The 15964-nt window shown below is 65.8% G+C and carries 16 protein-coding genes; 13 read left to right on the forward strand and 3 right to left on the reverse strand.

All coding sequences use genetic code 11. The features are described from left to right. Window positions 1-71: 71 nt before the first annotated feature. From E3T29_RS17390 to hemW, 5 genes are all read left to right on the forward strand, one after another. Entirely contained in the window at window positions 72-1295 is a 1224-nt protein-coding gene (locus E3T29_RS17390; protein WP_134346764.1) for an amidohydrolase, read from the forward strand. Between the two features lie 63 nt (window positions 1296-1358). Beyond that, a complete protein-coding gene (locus tag E3T29_RS17395) occupies window positions 1359-1616 on the forward strand; it encodes a hypothetical protein (RefSeq protein ID WP_134346765.1) in 258 nt (85 codons plus the stop codon). Between the two features lie 183 nt (window positions 1617-1799). Continuing rightward, window positions 1800-3650 carry a translation elongation factor 4 gene (lepA, locus tag E3T29_RS17400; protein WP_092339801.1) on the forward strand — a complete coding sequence of 617 codons (1851 nt, stop codon included), beginning with the start codon at window positions 1800-1802 and terminating at the stop codon, window positions 3648-3650. Between the two features lie 5 nt (window positions 3651-3655). Next, on the forward strand, window positions 3656-4306 hold the full coding sequence (locus tag E3T29_RS17405; protein ID WP_134346766.1) for a DUF1990 family protein: 651 nt from the start codon (window positions 3656-3658) through the stop codon (window positions 4304-4306). Window positions 4307-4326: 20 nt separating this feature from the next. Continuing rightward, window positions 4327-5550: a radical SAM family heme chaperone HemW gene (gene hemW / locus E3T29_RS17410; RefSeq protein ID WP_134346767.1), complete on the forward strand. Its 1224-nt coding sequence runs from the start codon at window positions 4327-4329 to the stop codon at window positions 5548-5550. 22 nt (window positions 5551-5572) lie between these two features. Here hemW and E3T29_RS17415 read toward each other — a convergent pair whose 3' ends face one another. Both E3T29_RS17415 and E3T29_RS17420 read right to left on the reverse strand, forming a co-directional pair. Then, window positions 5573-5959, reverse strand: a complete 387-nt coding sequence (locus tag E3T29_RS17415) for a DUF4870 domain-containing protein (RefSeq protein ID WP_233197512.1) — start codon at window positions 5957-5959, stop codon at window positions 5573-5575. A 91-nt stretch (window positions 5960-6050) separates the two neighbouring features. Then, window positions 6051-6533: a DUF4870 domain-containing protein gene (locus tag E3T29_RS17420; RefSeq protein ID WP_134346768.1), complete on the reverse strand. Its 483-nt coding sequence runs from the start codon at window positions 6531-6533 to the stop codon at window positions 6051-6053. Window positions 6534-6772: 239 nt separating this feature from the next. Here E3T29_RS17420 and hrcA point away from each other — a divergent pair, with 239 nt between their 5' ends. The 8 genes from hrcA to era all read left to right on the forward strand — a co-directional run bounded on the left by hrcA (window position 6773) and on the right by era (window position 13867). Next, window positions 6773-7792, forward strand: a complete 1020-nt coding sequence (gene hrcA / locus E3T29_RS17425) for a heat-inducible transcriptional repressor HrcA (RefSeq protein ID WP_092339805.1) — start codon at window positions 6773-6775, stop codon at window positions 7790-7792. A gap of 66 nt (window positions 7793-7858) precedes the next feature. Continuing rightward, complete coding sequence (dnaJ, locus tag E3T29_RS17430; RefSeq protein WP_134346769.1) at window positions 7859-8965, forward strand: molecular chaperone DnaJ; 1107 nt, start codon at window positions 7859-7861, stop codon at window positions 8963-8965. 1 nt (window position 8966) lies between these two features. Beyond that, window positions 8967-9707: a 16S rRNA (uracil(1498)-N(3))-methyltransferase gene (locus E3T29_RS17435; protein WP_104130685.1), complete on the forward strand. Its 741-nt coding sequence runs from the start codon at window positions 8967-8969 to the stop codon at window positions 9705-9707. A 19-nt stretch (window positions 9708-9726) separates the two neighbouring features. Then, window positions 9727-10104, forward strand: coding sequence for an HIT domain-containing protein (locus E3T29_RS17440; protein ID WP_134346770.1), 378 nt, complete (start codon window positions 9727-9729; stop codon window positions 10102-10104). Between the two features lie 28 nt (window positions 10105-10132). Further along, a complete protein-coding gene (locus E3T29_RS17445) occupies window positions 10133-11146 on the forward strand; it encodes a PhoH family protein (RefSeq protein WP_134346949.1) in 1014 nt (337 codons plus the stop codon). Continuing rightward, entirely contained in the window at window positions 11143-11607 is a 465-nt protein-coding gene (gene ybeY / locus E3T29_RS17450; RefSeq protein ID WP_092339809.1) for an rRNA maturation RNase YbeY, read from the forward strand. The genes E3T29_RS17445 and ybeY overlap by 4 nt, the downstream gene beginning before the upstream one ends. After that, entirely contained in the window at window positions 11607-12953 is a 1347-nt protein-coding gene (locus tag E3T29_RS17455) for a hemolysin family protein (protein ID WP_134346771.1), read from the forward strand. Before ybeY ends, E3T29_RS17455 begins: the two co-directional genes overlap by 1 nt. Further along, window positions 12950-13867 carry a GTPase Era gene (gene era / locus E3T29_RS17460; RefSeq protein WP_104090761.1) on the forward strand — a complete coding sequence of 306 codons (918 nt, stop codon included), beginning with the start codon at window positions 12950-12952 and terminating at the stop codon, window positions 13865-13867. The genes E3T29_RS17455 and era overlap by 4 nt, the downstream gene beginning before the upstream one ends. A 135-nt stretch (window positions 13868-14002) precedes the next feature. On the opposite strand, the gene E3T29_RS17465 is transcribed toward era, so the two are convergent. Continuing rightward, window positions 14003-15859 carry an HNH endonuclease signature motif containing protein gene (locus E3T29_RS17465; protein ID WP_134346772.1) on the reverse strand — a complete coding sequence of 619 codons (1857 nt, stop codon included), beginning with the start codon at window positions 15857-15859 and terminating at the stop codon, window positions 14003-14005. Between the last annotated feature and the right edge of the window lie 105 nt (window positions 15860-15964).

Below are 15964 nucleotides of genomic sequence, written 5' to 3' on the forward strand. Positions count from 1 at the left end.
CGGGACGCAGGACTCCTGGCGATCCTCGATCGGGCCGCCGGGCTTCCAAGCACCATGTTTAGGGTAGAACCATGACTATTGCTCCCGCGTCCACCCTGACCGCCATCATCAACGCCCACGTCGTACCGGTTGTCGGCGACCCCATCCCGAACGGCACGGTGCTGATCGAGAACGGCAAGATCACCGCGATCGGCGCCGACCTGACCGTGCCGCCCGCCGCGCGAATCATCGACGCGACCGGCAAATGGGTGCTTCCCGGCTTCATCGAAGCGCATGGGCACGTTGGTATCCACGAAGAGGCAAATGGATGGGCCGGCGATGACACCAACGAGATGACCGGCCCGAATATGGCCGCGGTTCGCGCCATCGACGCCATCAACATTGACGACGAAGGTTTTCGTGACGCACTCTCCGGCGGAGTCACCACGGTCGTCGTCAAGCCCGGCTCCGGCAACCCGATCGGCGGCCAGTCGGTCGCGATCAAGAGCTGGGGCGGTCGCACCATTGACGAGCAGGTGATCAGCGACTCGGTGAGCATCAAGAGCGCCCTCGGCGAGAACCCGAAGCGGGTCTACGGCGACAAGAAGCAGACCCCGAGCACTCGCCTCGGCGTGACCCTGATCATTCGGCAGGCCTTCGTCGACGCCCAGAACTATGTGACGGCGCGCGATGCCGCCACCGAGAAGGGCGACACCTTCACCCGCGACCTCGGCAAGGAGGCCCTCGCCCGGGTGCTCTCCGGCGAACTGGCCTGGGACCAGCACGTGCACCGCCACGACGACATTGCCACGGCCATCCGTTTGGCCGAAGAATTCGGCTACCGCCTCGTGATCAATCACGGCACCGAGGGCCACAAGATCGCCGACGTGCTGGCCGAGAAGAAGATTCCGGTCATCTTCGGACCCATGCTCACCGCGCGTACCAAGGTGGAACTCCGCGACAGGGCGATCGGCAACCTCGCCGTGCTCGCCGCCGCCGGCGTGCTCGTCGCCATCACGACCGACCACCCCGTCGTTCCGGTGAACTTTCTCGTGCACCAGGCGTCCCTCGCTGTGAAGGAGGGACTGCCGGTGCAGACCGCGCTCGAGGCTCTCACCGTCAACCCGGCCGTCATCCTCGGGCTCGACAGCCGGGTCGGCTCCCTCAGCGTCGGCCTCGACGCCGACGTCGTGATCTGGTCGGGCGACCCGCTCGACCTCGGTTCGCGCGCCGAACTCGTGCTCATCGACGGCACCCCGGTCTACCGCTACAGCGACGGCTTCGGCCAGGTCGTCGAGCGAGCCAATCGCGCCTAATTTTTCTTGAGCAGGAGTGTCGATTCCGGCCTGTCTCGATCGTCATGTCGGTGTCACTATCAAATGATCAGAAGGGAAACCACCCTGCAGTGCTCATTGCTCGTCCTGAGCCAGGAAGCCGGCGACGCCCAGGTTGACGAAGCGGCCATGGAATGGGGTCGCAAGGCCTTTGACGCCTACGCGAAGTCACTCGATGCCGCCATCGGCTGGGCGCGGCAGTGTCCGGCGGCCCTCTACGGCGCCGTCGAGAGTCGCCCGTCGGCGGTCATCTTCCGGGATGGACAATGGCAGACCCCGGGCAGCGACACGGCCCAGGCCTGACCAGCAGAACGGATGCCGGGGCGCGGGCCGAGCAGGTGGCCCGCGCCCCGGCGAGCATCAGCTTGCGGTCGGTGACGGCCGGGTGGACGAACGGGCCGGTGTCAGTCGTTCCGGTAGATCTCCGATCGGTGACCGAGCGCAGAGACGGTACAACCGCTCCGAGCATGGGACAATGGACGAACTATGTCACCGAGAGCCCTTCACGCGCTGGAACCGGCCGCCACGGCCCCCGAGTTCATCCGCAACTTCTGCATCATCGCCCACATCGACCATGGCAAGTCGACGCTCGCCGACCGCATGCTGCAGATCACCGGCGTCGTCGACGAGCGTTCCATGCGGGCCCAGTACCTGGACCGCATGGATATCGAGCGTGAACGCGGCATCACCATCAAGAGCCAGGCCGTGCGCATGCCGTGGGAGCTGGACGGCGTCACCTACGCGCTGAACATGATCGACACCCCCGGTCACGTCGACTTCACCTACGAGGTCTCCCGCAGTCTCGCCGCCTGCGAGGGCGCCATTCTGCTGGTTGACGCGGCCCAGGGCATCGAAGCCCAAACCCTCGCCAACCTTTACCTCGCCCTCGAGAACGACCTCACGATCATTCCCGTGCTCAACAAGATCGACCTGCCGGCCGCCGACCCCGAAAAGTACGCCCGCGAACTCGCGAGCCTCATCGGCGGGCGCCCGGAAGACGTGCTGCGCGTCTCCGGTAAGACCGGCGCCGGCGTCGAGGAACTGCTCGACCTCGCCACCACCATGATTCCGGCGCCGAAAGGCAACCCGGATGCCGCCGCCCGCGCCATGATCTTCGACTCGGTCTACGACAGCTACCGCGGCGTCGTCACCTACGTGCGCATGATCGACGGGCACCTGAAGGCCCACGAAAAAATTCAGATGATGTCGACCAAGGCGACCCACGAGATCCTCGAGATCGGCGTAATCTCGCCGGAACCGGTGGAGAGCAAGGGCCTGCGCGTCGGCGAGGTCGGCTACCTGATCACCGGCGTGAAAGACGTGCGCCAGTCCAAGGTCGGCGACACCATCACGACCGCCGTGCGCCCCGCCACCGACGCCCTGCCCGGCTACGACGAACCCCAGCCCATGGTGTTCTCCGGCCTGTACCCGATCGACGGCAGTGACTACCCGGCGTTGCGCGAGGCCCTCGACAAGCTCAAGCTGTCTGACGCCAGTCTCGGGTACGAGCCGGAGACATCCGTTGCGCTCGGTTTCGGTTTTCGCTGCGGGTTTCTCGGACTGCTGCACCTGGAAATCATCACCGAGCGTCTCGAACGCGAATTCAACATCGACCTCATCACGACCGCGCCGAGCGTGCCCTACGAGGTCACCACCGACGACAAGCGCACCATCACGGTGACCAACCCGAGCGAATACCCCACCGGTAAGATCGCTAAGGTGCTCGAACCCATGGTGAAGGCGGCCATTCTCGCGCCGAAAGACTACGTCGGCGTCATCATGGAACTGTGTCAGAGTCGCCGCGGCACCCTGCTCGGCATGGAATACCTCGGCGAAGACCGGGTCGAGATTCGCTACTCGATGCCGCTCGGTGAGATCGTGTTCGACTTCTTCGACATGCTCAAGGGCCGCACCGCCGGCTACGCCTCGCTCGACTATGAGCCCTCCGGCGAGCAGGAAGCCGACCTGGTGAAGGTCGATATTCTGTTGCAGGGCGAGCAGGTCGACGCCTTCAGTGCTATCGTGCACCGCGACAAGGCCTACGCCTACGGGGCGCTCATGACCGGTCGCCTGCGCAAGCTTATTCCGCGCCAGCAGTTCGAGGTGCCCATCCAGGCCGCGATCGGTGCCCACATCATCGCCCGTGAAAGCATCTCGGCGATGCGCAAGGACGTGCTCGCCAAGTGCTACGGCGGTGATATCTCGCGCAAGCGCAAGCTGCTGGAGAAGCAGAAAGAGGGCAAGAAGCGCATGAAAATGGTCGGCCGGGTCGAAGTTCCCCAGGAAGCCTTCATCGCCGCTCTGAGCGGCGATATCGAGACCAAAGATAAGAAGTAGAGCGGATGCGCAGAACCACCTTCACCGACGCCGCCGTCAGCTACGCTGCCATCGGCGGCACGCTCGCGCCCGACCTGATGAGCTATCCGCCGCGCGGCTACCGCCCGATGGAGCAGAGCGTGAAGCTCGGCAGCTCCCAGGATCGGTTCGAGGCCGCGACCAAGTTGCTGATGACCTGGGGAATCCAGCGGGGCAGCGGCATGGAGGTGACCGACCTCGAAAACGGCACCGGCGTGCAGTACACGCCGGTGACCTTTGGGCCCGACGGCGCCCCGGCGGTCGGCCAGCAGCATCCGGTCAACGAAGCGACCTTTGCCGATGACGGCACCCCGTACATCGCCAACGGCATGACGGCGACGCTGAAAATGAAGGTGTGGCTGTTCCGCGTCACCGCGCGGGTCCGCGTTGTCTACGTGATCGACGAGGCGGCCCGCATCGGGTTCGCCTACGGCACCATGGCCGGTCACCCGGAAAGCGGCGAGGAATCCTTCATCGTCGAGCTCCGGGAGGACGACTCGGTCTGGTTGACCATTCGCTCGTTCTCGCGGGCCAGCACCTGGTATTACCGGCTGGCCTGGCCGGTGCTGCGTTTTCAGCAGGCCAAATTCACCCGGCTCTACCTGCGGGCGTTGCACCCCGTTGGCGCCATCAAATAGAACGTACTGGAGCACCACCCATGGCCGGACCCCACCCCGTCGGCGATCCCGCACCCGACGATGGCCTCCTTCCCGCGTCGGCGGCCGTTGACGCCTTCGTGCGCGATTTCGGCGTGTACTTGCACGTGCCGTTCTGCCGGGTGCGCTGCGGCTACTGCGACTTCAACACCTACACCGCGACCGAACTGCGCGGCGTCAAGCAGAGCGACTACGCCAGCCAGGCCGTGCTCGAGGTCGAAGCGGCCGGGCGCATCCTGACCGCATCGGGCGTTCCCAAACGCTCCGTCGCCACCGTGTTCTTCGGCGGAGGTACGCCAACGCTGCTGCCGGTGACCGACCTCGCGAAGATGCTCAGTGCAGTGCGCGACCAGTGGGGCCTGGCCGCCGGGGCCGAAGTCACCACCGAGGCCAACCCCGACTCGGTCGACGCCGCCTACCTCGGTGCCCTCGCCGATGCCGGATTCACCAGGGTGTCCTTCGGCATGCAGTCGGCTGTGCCGCACGTGCTCGCGACGCTCGAGCGCACCCACGATCCCGAGAGGGTTCCGCTCGTGGTCGAGTGGGCCCGGGCCGCCGGGCTCGATGTGAGCCTTGACCTCATCTACGGCACGCCGGGGGAGTCGCTGGCCGACTGGCGCGCCAGCCTCGAGCAGGCGCTCAGCCTGCACCCAGACCACCTGAGCGCGTATTCGCTCATCGTCGAAGACGGCACCAAGCTGGCTCGGCAGATTCGCCGCGGCGAGATCGCGCCGACCGACGACGACCAGCAGGCCGACTTCTACGAACTGGCCGACGAGCTTCTCGCCGCCGCCGGGTACGACTGGTACGAGGTCAGCAACTGGGCCACGAGCGACGCGCACCGCTCCCGCCACAACCTCGCCTACTGGACCGGCCAGGACTGGTGGGGCGTCGGCCCCGGCGCACACAGCCACGTCGGCGGGGTGCGCTGGTGGAACGTGAAGCATCCGGCCGCCTATTCCGAACGGATGCTCGGCGGCATGTCCCCGGCCGCCGGCCGCGAGACGCTCGACGCGCCCACCCGCGAGCTCGAACGCATCCTGTTGCAGAGCCGCATCCGCACCGGAATTTCGGTGGCGTCGCTGTCTGCTGCGGGCCGGATCGAGGTGGCCAGCCTTATCGCCGACGAACTCATCAACGCGAAAGCGGCCCTCGCCGGGACCATCGAACTGACCCTGCGCGGACGGCTGCTGGCCGACGCCGTGGTGCGGCGGCTGAGCGACTAGAGCTGAGCCACTAAAGCGGGGCTTAGCTGACGAACTTGATCGTGAGTGGGTAGGTGTAACCCTGTCCACGGTTCGCGGCCAGCGCCGCCAGAATCATGAACACGACGGCCACGATCGCGAGCGGTATGTAGAGAATGCCGCCGATGCCGATCGTGACAATCGTGATCGGAACGAGTACCGCCACGTAAATCAAGAGGGAGATCTGAAAGTTCAGGGCGGTCGCGGTGTGCGCGCGGATGAACGGTCCGCGATCGCGCAGCATGAGGTAGCCGATGAGGGCCGGTACGAAACCCAGGGCTGCCGCGCTGAAGATAATCCCACCGACGTGGATCAGCGTCGCCCACAACTTCTCGTCCGCGGGGCTCATCGGGGTGGCGGGGGTGGACTGGTACGGATTCTGCTCAGACATGAGGGCCTCTCGCTGTACGGCCGGTCACTGGCACGGCGGTGCCAGTGACCTCCAGACTAATCGCCCCGCCGTCGGTCGGAGCCAGGAGGCGCTACTTGATCAGGCGCACCGCGAACGGGTACCGGTAGTTCTTTCCGTCCTTGGCCTGTACAAATCCCATGATCGAGAAGATGACCCCGGCCAGCCAGACGATCCAGCCCAGGCCCGCGAGCAGCCCGCCAATGCCGAACGTGACCAGGGCGAGGAACGTCGACACCACGGTGATCGCGACATAGGCGATCAGCAGGGTGATCTGAAAGTTCAGCGCCTCCTTCGCCTCGGTGTTGGTGAAGCGCCCTCGGTCTTTGAAGACCAGCCAAATGATCAGGGACGGAAGAAAACTCAGGATGCCGCCGAGGTGTGCCAGCGAAGCCCACTGGCGATCGTCGGCCTCCGAGAGCGGGGCCGCCACGACCGGCGTGGAATAGGGACTTGCACCGGGCTGGCTGTTCGGCGGTTGGCCATATTGCGGCTGGCCGACGTTGGGCTCACGGTAGTTGGAATCACCGGGAGGTTGTGCCTGTGGATCGCTCATGATCGTGCCTTTCGCTCAAAGAGGTGGGAGCGTATAGCGGTAATTAAACGCTCATTTCGGGGTACTGGCAATGGGTGTACTCAGCCGGAACCCGGCCGGTCGCGATAGGATTGGCAGTCAGTGGATGCGAGTGCCAACGGCGTGCCGGCAAACCTGCGTTCCATGGTGCCCAGGGCGCGCGAGGCGAGCGGCATCCGTTGGGCCGAAGCTCTACCTCAAGAATCAGGAAGGCGGGTGCAATGGTTTCCGACCGTGGCCTCGATGTTCTGCGCGTGATCGTGCAGGACTACGTTGCCTCCCGTGAACCCGTCGGCTCCAAATCCATCGTGGACCGGCACTCCTTCGGCGTCTCCGCCGCCACCATTCGCAACGATATGGCCCTGCTCGAAGAAGAGGAGCTCATCGCGGCACCGCACACTTCCTCCGGTCGTATACCCACCGACAAGGGGTATCGCGTTTTCGTCGACCACCTCGCTGATCTGCGTCCACTCACCCCGGCACAGCGTCAGGCCATCGAAACGTTCCTCGGCCACTCCGCCGACCTCGACGAGGTGCTCGTGCGCAGTGTGCGGCTGCTCTCGCAGCTGACCCACCAGGTTGCGCTCGTGCAATACCCCTCTCTGTCGCGCGCCAAAGTTCGCCACATCGAGTTCGTACCGCTGACCGAAACCCGCATCCTGTCGGTACTGATCACCGATTCCGGTGGCGTCGAACAGCGCGTGATCGATCTGCCGCGCGCGCTCGACGAGCAGACACTCGGCGAGGTGCGTGCCCGTCTCAATGTTGCCGTGGTCGGGCTCGGCATGGCCGAGGCATCCGCTGCCCTCGCCGCCAGCGTCTGGCCGGGGTCACCAGCGTTGCAGCCGATCGTCGACCTCATCACGAGCACCCTCGCGGACCAAGTCGGTTCCAACCGGCAGGACAAGCTCGTCATGGCCGGTGCGGCCAACCTCGTTCGCACCGAAGAGGACTTCTCGGGCAGCATCTACCCGGTGCTCGAGGCCATCGAAGAGCAGGTGGTGCTGTTGCGCCTGTTCGGCGAGATGGAGACCGACCAGCACGGCGTGTCGGTGAGTATCGGCCGCGAGAACGCGGCCTTCGGCCTGCCGGAGGCGAGCGTGCTGACCAGCGGCTATACGGCCAACGGCAACCTGGCCCGTCTGGGCGTGCTCGGGCCGACTCGCATGGACTATTCCAACAACATGGCGGCGGTGCGCGCCGTCGCCCGTTACCTGTCTCGCCTGCTCGGCGAGACCTAGAGCTCGGGCCGCCCGGCGGCCTCTTCATCATTTCGAACAACCATCACAACTCAAGGAGAGCCACCTTTGGCTGACCACTACGAAGCGCTGGGCGTTGACCGCGACGCGACCACCGATCAAATCAAGAAGGCGTACCGTCGCCTGGCCCGCGAACTGCACCCCGACGTGAACCCCGGCGCCGAGGCGTCGGAACGGTTCAAGAGCATCACGCACGCCTACGACGTGCTGAGTGACGCGAAACAGCGCCAGAAGTACGACCAGGGCGGCGGCCAGAACGGCGGCTTCGACGGGCAGAACTTCGGCAACTTTGGTGACATCTTTGAGACCTTCTTCGGTGGGGGAGGCGGCAGCAGCCGCGGCCCGCGCTCCCGCCGCGAACGCGGCCAGGATGCCCTCATTCGGGTCGAGCTCGACCTCGACGAGGTCATCTTCGGCACGCACCGCGACCTCGAGGTCGACACCGCGATCGTCTGCGACACCTGCAAGGGCTCGTGCTGCGCGCCCGGCACGTCACCGATCACCTGTGATATCTGCCACGGCACCGGGAGCATCCAGCGCGCAGTGCGCTCCCTGCTCGGTAACGTCATGACGTCGAGCCCGTGCGGATCCTGCCGCGGCTACGGCACCATCATCGCCACGCCGTGCATGACCTGTTCCGGCCAGGGCCGCGTGCGCGCCCGCCGCACGGTTCCGGTCGACATCCCGGCCGGCGTTGACACCGGCCTGCGCCTGCAGATGCCCGGGAGCGGTGAGGCCGGCCCGGCGGCCGGCCCGAACGGCGACCTCTACCTCGAGATGAAGGTGCGCCACCACGAGGTGTTCAGCCGTGATGGCGACGACCTGATGTGCTCGCTCGACGTGCCAATGACCAGTGCCATTCTCGGCACGAGCGTCACCGTGAAGGCCCTCGACGGTGACATCGAGGTGGAGATTCGCCCCGGTTCGCAAAGCTCAGAGGTGCTCACTATCAAGGACCGCGGCATCACCAAGCTGCGCGGCAGCGGTCGTGGCGACCTCAAGATCGGCATCCACGTACTCACGCCGACCAAGCTCGACCACAAGGAACGCGACCTGATCGAACAGTTCGCCGCCCGGTATTCAGCCCCCGCACCCACCCTGAGCCAGTACCAGCAGGGTTTGTTCGCCAAGCTGCGCGACCGGTTCCTCGGCTAACGTGGCACATTTCTACCTGCAGGAAACGCTCCGGGCGGCGCAGTGTCGCCCGGGGCAGGTCGTTTCTGTCGACGGCGCCGAAGCACGGCACGCGGTCACGGTCAGCCGGGTTCGTCCAGGGGACCGGCTCCGCCTGGGTAATGGGGCCGGGTTGCTGCTCGAGGGAACGGTGCTGACGGCGGACGCCGCGGTGTTGACCCTGCGCGTCGACGAGGCGAGCGAGACGGCGGCGGCGACGCCGCGCATCCGCTTGGTGCAGGCCCTGGCCAAGGGCGACCGTGACGAACTGGCCATTCAGGCCGCCACCGAACTCGGCGTCGACGGCGTCATTCCCTGGGCCGCCGCGCGCTCCATCACCAAGTGGGAGGGCGCCAAAGTCGCCAAGGGCCACGACCGTTGGAGCACGATCGTGCGCGAGGCCAGCAAACAGTCGATTCGCGCCTGGCTGCCGGGCGTCGCGCCGCTCGCCAGCACCAAACAGCTGGCCCTGCTGGCCGTCACGACACGGATGCTGCTTCTCGACCCGACCGCGACCGGTCGCCTCACCGAGGTCGCCCCGCCCACCGACGACCGCGACATTCTGCTCGTCGTCGGCCCCGAGGGCGGAATTTCCCCGGCCGAACTACTCCTGCTGGAGCAGGCCGGCGCCACCCAGGTGCGCCTTGGCGACACCGTGCTGCGCACGTCGACCGCCGGACCAGCCGCTCTCGCCATCCTCAACGCGACGCTCGGCCGCTGGTAGCGCCGCTTAAGATAGAGGCATGTCTTCTTCCGGTTCCCCGCCGTCCATTTTCAGCCGCATCATCGCGCGTGAGATTCCGGCGACGATTGTCGCCGAGACCGAGCACATCATCGCGTTCCTCGACATCGCCCCGAAAGCACCGGTGCACGTCGTCGTCACCACCAAAGACCCGCAGTACCAGAACGTGGTCGAGCTCGCCGCCGGAAACTCGGCCCTGCTCGCTGAACTCGTGGCCGTGGCCGAGCAGATCGCCGCGGAGCGCACCAACGGGCAGTTCCGTCTCGTCTTCAACACCGGAGCGGCCGCCGGCCAGACCGTCTTCCACGTGCACGCTCACGTCATGGGCAGCCCGGAACTGACCGACCATCTCGGGGAGGACTCGCTTGGCACACTCTGAATTGCGTTTCACCGTCGATGGCGTCGCCATGGTGCGCCTGCTCGGCCCTGAAGACCGCTTCCTGAGCACCATCGAGGCCGAGTACCCCAACGTTGACGTGCACGTGCGCGGCAACGACGTCACCCTGATCGGCTCAGCCGATGATGTGGAAGCCGTGCGCCGCCTGATCGAGGAACTGCAACGTGCCCTTCGCGCCGGCCACGACCTCGGCGAAACCGAGGTCGCCACCTCGGCACGGATGCTTGCCGCCGACAGCTCCGTGAGCCCCTCCGCCCAGCTCGGTGCCCCCATCCTCACGGCGCGCAACAAGAGCATTCGGGCTAAATCGATCGGCCAGAAGGATTACGTCGACGCCATCGACGAGAACACCATCGTGTTCGGTATCGGCCCTGCCGGAACCGGCAAGACCTACCTCGCCATGGCGAAGGCGGTGCGCGCCCTGCAAAATAAGGAGGTCGAGCGCATCATTTTGACCCGGCCCGCCGTCGAGGCCGGCGAACGGCTCGGTTTTCTGCCCGGCACCCTGACCGACAAAATCGACCCCTACCTGCGGCCGCTCTACGACGCGCTCGGTGAGATGCTCGACCCCGAACTCATCCCGAAGCTGCTCGCCGCCGGAACCATCGAGGTCGCACCGCTCGCCTACATGCGCGGGCGTACCCTCAACGCAAGCTTCGTCGTGCTCGACGAAGCCCAGAACACCACGCCGGAGCAGATGAAGATGTTCCTGACCCGGCTCGGCTTCGGTTCAAAGATGGTCATCACCGGCGACGTCACCCAGATCGACCTGCCGGCCGGCACGAGCGGTCTCAAACTGGTCACCCGCGTTCTCGACGGGATCGACGACATCCACTTCGCCTATTTGAGCAGCGCCGACGTGGTGCGTCACTCGCTCGTCGGCCGCATTGTCGACGCCTACACCGAGTACGACGAGAAAAAGCAGGCCCTCCGCCAGGAGAGCGCCGAAGCGCGTGAATTTGTTAATCGCGGTCCCCAGCGCGCCAGCGCCGCCGGTCGCAACCCGAAACGGAGTTCCAGTTGAGCATCGAAATCAACAACGAGTCGGCCATCCCGGTCGATGAGGCGGCCATCCAGCGCCTCGCTGCCTTCGCGCTCGACACCATGCACGTGCACGCCGACGCCGAACTCGCCATCGTGCTCGTCGATGAGGGCGCGATGGAACAACTGCACGTGCAGTGGATGGACGAGCCCGGCCCCACCGACGTGCTGAGCTTTCCGATGGACGAACTTCGCCCCGGAACCGAGGAACAGGAGACCCCGCCGGGTCTGCTCGGCGATATCGTGCTCTGCCCGCAGGTCGCCAAGGAACAGGCGGAAACCGCCGGCCACAGCACCCTCGACGAGCTGCTGTTGCTGACCACCCACGGCGTGCTGCACCTGCTCGGCTTCGACCACGCCGAACCCGACGAAGAAAAGGAAATGTTCGGCATTCAACGTGACATTCTCATCGGCTTCGCCATGCAGGAACGACAACGCCACTGATGCTCCACGTGTGGTTTATTTATGCGGCGGTCATCCTGGTGGTGTTCGCCGGGCTCATGGCCGCCGTTGATGCCGCGATCACGACCCAGTCCCGGGCCGACATCGCGAGCCTGGTGGCGCATCATCGCGCCAAACGGTCGCTCCAGGCCATCGCCGACGACACCGGCGCGCACCTGAACGCGATCAACTTCATTCGGATCACCGCCGAGACCACCGCCGCCGTGCTGGTGACGCTGGTCTTTGCAACCACGATCGATGCCCTCTGGCTGGCACTTCTGCTGTCCGCGCTCATCATGACCTCGGTTTCGTTCGTGTTGGTCGGGGCGAGCCCGCGCAGCGTGGGCCGCGCGCATCCGGTTAATTTGCTGACCGCGACCGCACTGCTCGTGCACGTCGCCCGCGTGCTGCTCGGACCGGTAGCCAATGCCCTTGTCGCCCTCGGCAACCGGGTCACACCTGGGCGTACCAAACTGGCCACCTTCACCTCCGAAGACCAGCTGCTCAGCATGGTCGACGAGGCTACCGAGCTGGACGTGATCGAGGAAGATGACCGCGAGCTCATCCACTCCATCTTCGAATTCAGCGAGACGGTCGTACGCGAGGTGATGATTCCGCGTACCGACATGATCACCATCGACGCCGACGCCACCATCGACGCGGCCATGGGCCTATTCCTGAGCAGCGGCACTTCGCGGGTGCCCGTGCTGGACGGCGAGGTCGACGACGTTGCCGGCATCCTGTACCTGCGTGACGTGGCACGGCTGGTGTTCGAGCGGCCGATCAACGCGCTGCAGCTCACCGTGGCCGACCTGGCCAGGCCGGCCGTGTTCGTGCCCGAGTCGAAGAAGGCCGACGACATGCTGCGACAGATGCAGCTGGAGTCCAACCACCTGGCCATGGTCGTCGACGAGTACGGCGGAATCGCCGGCCTGGTCACCCTCGAAGACCTGATCGAGGAGCTCGTCGGCGATATCTCCGACGAGTACGACCGTGACGTGGTCGAGGTCGAAGACCTCGGCGACGGCCATTTTCGGGTGAGCGCCCGACTGCCGGTCGACGAACTGGGTGAGCTGTTCGACCTGGAACTCGACGACGACGACGTCGACTCGGTGGGCGGCCTGCTGGCCAAAGCCCTCGGGCGATTGCCCGTGGCCGGCTCGGTCGCGTCGGTCAGTGGACTCAATCTCACCGCTGAACGCACCGAAGGCCGGCGCAGACGCATCAGCACCGTGCTGGTGGAACGCGATGAAGCTTTGATTGATGCGCAGACCGCATTCCTCACGGTACCGACTGCTAACACCAGCAGCACAAGCACAGCGTCTGATGATGAAGGAGAACGGTCATGACCGAAGCTACACCGGCACACCCCGCCGATTACCGAGCGGGATTCGTCTCGTTTGTGGGACGCCCCAACGTGGGCAAGTCCACCCTGACGAACGCGCTGGTGGGGGAGAAGGTCGCGATCACGTCGTCGAAGCCGCAGACCACCCGCCGGGCCATCCGCGGCATCGTGCACCAGAAGAACGGCCAGCTTATTCTGGTGGACACCCCCGGGATCCACCGCCCGCGCACCCTGCTCGGTGAGCGCCTCAACAGCCTCGTCACCGCCACCCTGGCCGGCGTCGACGTGATCGGCCTGTGCATCCCGGCCAACGAGCCGATCGGCCCGGGCGATAAGTTCATCAATGAACAACTGGATGCCTTCCCGCGGGCCAAAAAGGTCGCCATCGTCACAAAGATTGATGCGTCCTCCAAGACCAACGTCGCCAACCAGCTGCTCGCCGTTTCACAGTTGCGGGACTGGGAGGCGATCGTGCCGATCTCCTCAACCAGCCGGATCCAGCTGGACACCCTCGCCACCGAGCTGCTGCGTCTGCTGCCACACGCGGATGCCCCCCTCTACCCGGCCGACGCCGTCACCGACGAGACCCTCGAGTCCCGCATCTCTGAATTCATCCGCGAGGCCGCCCTCGAGGGCGTCACCGACGAGCTGCCGCACTCCATCGCCGTCACCATCGACGACATCATCGAGCGCGACGACCAGGAACTGGTCGAGATCTACGCCAACCTGTTCGTCGAGCGCGACAGCCAGAAAGGCATCATCATTGGCAAGTCGGGCAGCCGGCTCAAGGATGTCGGCACCCGCGCCCGCAAGCAGATCGAACCGCTCGTCGGCAAGCGCGTGTTTCTCTCGTTGCGGGTGAAGATCGCCAAGGAATGGCAGCGCGACCCGAAGCAGCTCGGCCGCCTCGGCTTCTAACAGCTCTTCGGTAGCCGTCAGTACCGCGCTGGTCGAGGCGCGAGGAACGAGTGATCGAGACCGCACCCACCCGCGTCATGCCCGGCTGGCAGCGGCACCAGTGGCAGGATGCCGGGCACCGGACACCGTGAAAGTTCAGTTTCGGTCGTCGTCGTGCGGACGGCCGGGTGTGGGGTCGTCTCCGTCCCGTTGGTCGAGCTGGTCGAGACCGCCATCCCGTGACGGGTGGCTGTCTGCGGTGTCTGCCCCGGGGGGCGTCGGTAGAAGCTGGTCGAGCGGGAGGTGTTCGGCCATGAGTGGATTCTTGCTGGGTAGGGCGATCAGCGTTTGTTCGGGGTCGATTTCGATCGGGGGTTGTAGCCAGTACTGGTCGTTCTGGAGATGGATCGTCCAGTGTCGGTTGTGCAGCAGCATGTGATGGTGTGCACACAGTGAGATGGCGAAATTGATGTTGGAAGGTCCCTGATCAGACCACATTTTTATATGGTGAGCTTCTGTCCACGATGGTGGTTGGTCGCAGCCGGGCCAGCGGCATCCGCCGTCGCGCGCGGCGAGGGCTCGGCGTTGTTCACGGTTGAAGAGACGTTCGTCTCGTCCGACGTTGAGGGGTTGCCCGGACTGACTGAACAGGATTCCGAGGTAGCCGGTGTCGCAGAGGTGCCGGTCGATCGTCTCCGCGGACACCGGAGCGGGGTTGCCCTCGAGGTAGCCGAAGGCTGATGTGGCGCTTCGGCTCCCGGGAGTGCCGCTCTGCGTCGTGCCGCTTTCCGTGGTTTCAGCCGCAGGGGCCGGGCCAGTGCGGGCCGGGCCAGCTATCGAGCCGGCTGTCGGTGCCGCTGTTGTGTCGGCTGCTGGGTCAGCAATGGTGGTGGGGCGGTCGGGTTCGGTGACGATGATCTGCACGACCGGGCGGCGTCCGCCGAACATGGTGTTCGGGTCGGCGTCGGCGCCGAGTTTGAGCAGTTGGGTGAAGGAATCCGCGGCGATTTGGTCGAGGGTGCGCGGGTCGTCCTTGACGCGCTGTGCCCAAGCGGCGCGTTCGGGGTCGACGAACCGCACTCCGCCGCGTCGCGGGCTGGTCAGGGCGTCGTAGGTTGCCATCCACATTTCGCCCTGCTCGGGTGCCAACAGGGCGTGCAGGGTCACCATGCCGTCGGCTCGCCGCCACAACGACCAGGTAGTGTCGTCGCGGGCCTGCTTTTCCCTGGCCTGGATGCCTGCGGCGTCGAGGTCGTCGCGCATGCGCCGCGCCCGCTTGTAGGCCTGCTCGGTGTGCATGCCTGGTACCTCGACCAGCAACACTCGGAGAGCGCCGGCGAGTTTCTCGGCGGTGATGGCCTGATCCAGTGTGCCCAGACCTCGCAGCAGGGCGTCGCCGACGCCGGGCGAGAATGTGCCGGCGGTGACAGCGTGCAGAATCGGTGCCTGCCACGGCACCACCACCGGCTCCACCGGATCCACGGTTGCCATGGGTAGTACCGGGCGGGGCGCGGCCACGGGCAGTGGCGGCAAGTCGGGGTGCAGCGTCGCCCACGCCGCCGCGCGCTCCGCCTCTCGAACGGCGTCCAGCTCGGCGGCGCGCTCGGCGTCCGCGAGGGCGTCGGCGGTCGCCTGCGCGACCCGCTCGGCTTCCCGAACGGCTTCTTCCGCCCGTCGTTCCGCGGTTTCGGTTTCGTTCATGAGGACGCCGACGGCCAGCAGTCGGCCGGCCTCCATACGGCTGAGTCCGGTGGCGTCTTGCACCATCAGCGTCGGGGTGCTAAACCCGTGCCGGGCGGCCAGGCCCGACTGGCCCAACTCCGGGCGGGACCGGTGCGCGATCGTGCCGGCCAGAAGGGCCGCCGCCGTGTTGCTCAGTCGCAGGAGGTCGGCGATCGGACCGCGAGCGGCGAGTACCTGCGCATCTGTCAGAGTGCTGAACTGAGCGCTGGAACTACCGAGCGCGGCGACGGCCGCTACTGCCCGGGTGAGCTCCATCGCCATGATGTTCATGATTCAACTCAACACCCGACCACCGACATTCCCGAGGAAAAATCACGCCTATATGCCCGAAATCGACCGAATCCGGCAAAGAATACCCAAAGAAATGTTTTGAGA

Source organism: Cryobacterium sp. TMT1-66-1 (assembly GCF_004403435.1).
Lineage (GTDB): Bacteria > Actinomycetota > Actinomycetes > Actinomycetales > Microbacteriaceae > Cryobacterium > Cryobacterium flavum.

Bases quoted from the DNA above. Each gene is read 5' to 3' on its own strand.
- E3T29_RS17415 (WP_233197512.1), bottom strand. From the start codon at position 5,959: ATGTCTGAGCAGAATCCGTACCAGTCCACCCCCGCCACCCCGATGAGC.
- E3T29_RS17390 (WP_134346764.1), top strand. From the start codon at position 72: ATGACTATTGCTCCCGCGTCCACCCTGACCGCCATCATCAACGCCCAC.
- E3T29_RS17440 (WP_134346770.1), top strand. From the start codon at position 9,727: ATGTCTTCTTCCGGTTCCCCGCCGTCCATTTTCAGCCGCATCATCGCG.
- E3T29_RS17405 (WP_134346766.1), top strand. From the start codon at position 3,656: ATGCGCAGAACCACCTTCACCGACGCCGCCGTCAGCTACGCTGCCATC.
- E3T29_RS17455 (WP_134346771.1), top strand. From the start codon at position 11,607: ATGCTCCACGTGTGGTTTATTTATGCGGCGGTCATCCTGGTGGTGTTC.
- E3T29_RS17395 (WP_134346765.1), top strand. From the start codon at position 1,359: ATGATCAGAAGGGAAACCACCCTGCAGTGCTCATTGCTCGTCCTGAGC.
- era (WP_104090761.1), top strand. From the start codon at position 12,950: ATGACCGAAGCTACACCGGCACACCCCGCCGATTACCGAGCGGGATTC.
- hrcA (WP_092339805.1), top strand. From the start codon at position 6,773: ATGGTTTCCGACCGTGGCCTCGATGTTCTGCGCGTGATCGTGCAGGAC.
- lepA (WP_092339801.1), top strand. From the start codon at position 1,800: ATGTCACCGAGAGCCCTTCACGCGCTGGAACCGGCCGCCACGGCCCCC.
- E3T29_RS17445 (WP_134346949.1), top strand. From the start codon at position 10,133: ATGGTGCGCCTGCTCGGCCCTGAAGACCGCTTCCTGAGCACCATCGAG.
- E3T29_RS17465 (WP_134346772.1), bottom strand. From the start codon at position 15,859: ATGAACATCATGGCGATGGAGCTCACCCGGGCAGTAGCGGCCGTCGCC.
- hemW (WP_134346767.1), top strand. From the start codon at position 4,327: ATGGCCGGACCCCACCCCGTCGGCGATCCCGCACCCGACGATGGCCTC.
- E3T29_RS17420 (WP_134346768.1), bottom strand. From the start codon at position 6,533: ATGAGCGATCCACAGGCACAACCTCCCGGTGATTCCAACTACCGTGAG.